Genomic DNA, 2845 nt, shown 5'->3' on the forward strand with positions numbered 1-2845 from the left:
CAAGCCCGCTCCCACATTGTCCTGCGCTCAGTTCAGGATCGGCGTACACAACTCCACCAGCGTCCCATCCGGGCAACGCACATACGACACCACCTGCCCCCAGGGTTTAGTCGTCGGCGCCGACAGCTCTACTGCGCCCTGCGCAAGCGCGTTGGCGTGCGCAGCCAACACATCCTCGGTCACAAACCCCACCTCCATCCCCAACGGCTGGCGCGAAGCGTGTGCCTGTACATGCCCGCCCTCGAAATTCATTTCACCCAGTTCATGAGCGGCAAACGACAGGGTCGTAGCCCCTGTTTCCAGCTCGCCATACGTGCCTGATTCATGCAGGAAACGGCGACTGAACCCGAAGGCTTTTTCGAAGAATTCCAACGAGGCCGCAACGTCCGGCACGTAGATGATGGTGTAGGCGAATTTCATGGTTGAGCGCTCCTTGCGTGGTTGAGGGGTCATTAGAGTCAGCGGCCCTGCGTCCGTCAATCGAGCAGAAATCGGATCGGGAAACTATTTGACATATTTGATTTGTGATCACATATTGAAGCCATAAGAACGACAACACAGGTTTGACTCATGACTGATGGTCCGCTCCTCCTGCCCACCTTGCGCCAGGTATCCCGCGATACCCTGCAAGACCAGGTCTACCGCCAGATCCGCGAAGCGCTGATGAGCGGTCGCTTCCAGCCTGGCCAGAAACTCACCATCCGCGGCCTCGCCGAAGCCCTCGGTTCCAGCCCCATGCCGGTGCGCGAAGCCCTGCAGCGCCTCAGCGCCGAAAACGCCTTTGAAGTCACCGAAACCTCCCGTCTGCGTGTACGACTGATGACCGTCGAACGCTTGCGTGAAATCCGTGATACCCGGGTTGCCCTCGAAGGTTTGCTTGCTGAAAAGGCCGTGCTGCGCCTGCAAAAAGCTGACCTCGACGAAATCACCGACCTCTGCCAGCAGATGCAGCACGCCGCCGATGAAGTCGACGTGTCGCGCTACCTGTGGACCAACTTCGCGTTTCACCGGCGCATCTACGCCGTGGCCCAGGCCGAGTTGACCATGGCTGCCGTGGAAAACTTCTGGCTGCACATGGGCCCGTGTTTTGCCCTGGTCGCCCCCGATAAAGCTCACCTGCAACGCTCGATGGAGGCGCACACGCGCATCGTCGAAGCCCTGGCCGCCCGCGATGGCGCCGGCGCTCGCGCGGCGGTGACCGATGACATCATGCAGGCCGCCGATTCCCTGGCGCGCCTGCTCGTCAAGAACGACCGTACGCGGTCGTCTGCTTCAGGAGGTAAACGTGCATGAGTGTCCTACAACGGTTGCAGCCCTATCCCGGGTTACGTGTGTTGATTTCCGGCGGGGCTGCCGGCATCGGTGAAGTGCTGGCGGCGGCGTACCTGGAAGCAGGCGCCAAGGTGCATGTGTGTGACGTGAGCGAGTCGGCCCTGGCCGCGTTTCGCGACAAGCACCCTGGCACCGTCGCCACCCGCGCCGATGTCAGCGATGCCGCGCAAATCGAGGCGGTGTTCAAGGTGCAGCACGAACAGTTCGGCGGCCTCGATGTGCTGGTGAACAACGCCGGGATCGCCGGGCCTACCGGCGGGATCGATGCGATCAGCGACGCCGACTGGCAAGCCACCATCAACATCAACCTTACGGCGCAATACCGCTTTGCCCACCACGCGGTGCCGATGCTCAAGGAATCGTCCCACGGCCACTTGCTGCACATCGCCTCGGTGGCCGGGCGCTTGGGCTACGCGTGGCGCACGCCGTATGCGGCGACCAAATGGGCCATCGTCGGCCTGATGAAATCCCTGGCCTCGGAGTTGGGCGAGAGCGATATCCGCGTCAACGCCTTGCTGCCCGGCATCGTCGAAGGCCCGCGCATGGACGGCGTGATCCGCGCCCGTGCCGAGCAGGTCGGCGTGCCCGAAGCCCAGATGCGCCAGGAATACCTCAACAAGATCTCGCTTAAGCGCATGGTCACCGCAGAAGACGTCGCGGCCATGGCCTTGTTTCTCTGTTCGCCCGCCGCACGCAACGTGACCGGCCAGGCGATCAGCGTCGACGGGAACGTCGAGTACCTGTAAGCCACGGAAGAACACTGCGCGCTGCACCCAGGATTTTTCTTCATAAGAATAAAAGTCGGAGATTCGTCATGTCCAAAAATCGTCCTGTCATCATTACCTGCGCCGTTACCGGTGCGATTCATACGCCGTCGATGTCGCCGCACTTGCCGATCACCGCGCAGGAAATTGCCGACGCCGCCATCGGTGCCGCCGAAGCCGGCGCCGCGATTGTCCACCTGCATGCCCGTGACCCCAACGATGGCCGCCCCAGCCAGGACCCGGCGCTGTTCGCCGAATTCCTGCCGCAGATCAAGGCTGCCAGCGACGTGGTGATCAACATCACCACCGGTGGCGCACCGACCATGGGCGTGGAAGAGCGCCTGCAGCCGGTGATGCAGTTCAAGCCGGAACTGGCCTCGTTGAACATGGGCTCGATGAACTTCGGCCTGTATGAAATGCTCAACCGCTTCACTGACTTCAAGCACGACTGGGAGCGCCCGTACCTCGAAGACAGTGACGACCGGATCTTCCGCAACACCTTCCGCGACATCACCCACATCCTCAATTCCTGCGCCGAGAACCGCACCCGTTTCGAGATCGAGTGCTACGACATCGGCCACCTCTACACCGCCGCGCATTTCCTGGAGCGCGGCCTGCTCAAGCCGCCGCTGTTCATCCAGTCGGTGTTCGGTTTGCGCGGTGGCATCGGTGGGCACCCGGAAGACCTGGCGCATATGCGGCGCACCGCCGACCGCCTGTTTGGCGACGACTACGTGTGGTCGATCCTC

At 62.1% G+C, this 2845-nt stretch carries 4 protein-coding genes; 3 read left to right on the forward strand and 1 reads right to left on the reverse strand.

The genetic code is table 11. The annotated features are described in order from the left end of the window. Positions 1–27: 27 nt before the first annotated feature. Entirely contained in the window at positions 28–420 is a 393-nt protein-coding gene (locus tag HX803_RS29565) for a VOC family protein (protein WP_178925669.1), read from the reverse strand. Positions 421–570: 150 nt separating this feature from the next. Between HX803_RS29565 and HX803_RS29570 the strand changes: the two genes are divergently transcribed. The 3 genes from HX803_RS29570 to HX803_RS29580 all read left to right on the forward strand — a co-directional run. Next, positions 571–1293 carry a GntR family transcriptional regulator gene (locus tag HX803_RS29570; RefSeq protein ID WP_178925670.1) on the forward strand — a complete coding sequence of 241 codons (723 nt, stop codon included), beginning with the start codon at positions 571–573 and terminating at the stop codon, positions 1291–1293. After that, the gene (locus HX803_RS29575) at positions 1290–2078 is read left to right on the forward strand and encodes an SDR family oxidoreductase (protein ID WP_178925671.1); all 789 of its coding nucleotides are present in this window, start codon (positions 1290–1292) and stop codon (positions 2076–2078) included. Before HX803_RS29570 ends, HX803_RS29575 begins: the two co-directional genes overlap by 4 nt. A gap of 68 nt (positions 2079–2146) precedes the next feature. Continuing rightward, on the forward strand, positions 2147–2845 hold a 699-nt coding region (locus HX803_RS29580; protein WP_178925672.1), incomplete at its 3' end, for a 3-keto-5-aminohexanoate cleavage protein.

Origin of the sequence: Pseudomonas sp. P7548 (assembly GCF_013386585.1) — a bacterium.
Classification (GTDB): Bacteria; Pseudomonadota; Gammaproteobacteria; order Pseudomonadales; family Pseudomonadaceae; genus Aquipseudomonas.